This is a genomic window from Pseudomonas sp. SIMBA_068 (assembly GCF_046534705.1).
GTDB classification, from domain to species: domain Bacteria; phylum Pseudomonadota; class Gammaproteobacteria; order Pseudomonadales; family Pseudomonadaceae; genus Aquipseudomonas; species Aquipseudomonas putida.
In genome coordinates this window covers 1-257 of the sequence record NZ_JAWRYI010000932.1, presented here as the reverse complement: position 1 = coordinate 257, position 257 = coordinate 1, and the positions used below count along the sequence as shown (strand labels likewise).

At 68.5% G+C, this 257-nt stretch carries 1 protein-coding gene; it reads right to left on the bottom strand.

All coding sequences use genetic code 11. The annotated features are described in order from the left end of the window. Positions 1 to 257 (bottom strand): DNA-processing protein DprA (locus SB756_RS32135; protein ID WP_410913510.1); only part of this gene is annotated, 257 nt, incomplete at both ends.

Genomic DNA, 257 nt, shown 5'->3' with positions numbered 1-257 from the left:
CGGATCAACTGGTGGCAGCCCCGGGCACCGGGGTGGTGGATAGAACCGGGGATGGCATACACCTCGCGGCCTTGCTCCGCCGCCAGCCGCGCGGTAATCAGCGAACCGCTGGCGACGCTGGCCTCCACCACCAGCACGCCCAAGGCCAGGCCACTGATGATTCGATTGCGCCGGGGGAAGTGTTCCGCACGCGCCGGGGTATCCAGAGGGAACTCGGAAACCACCGCGCTGCCCTGGTCGATCATGGCCCTGGCCAG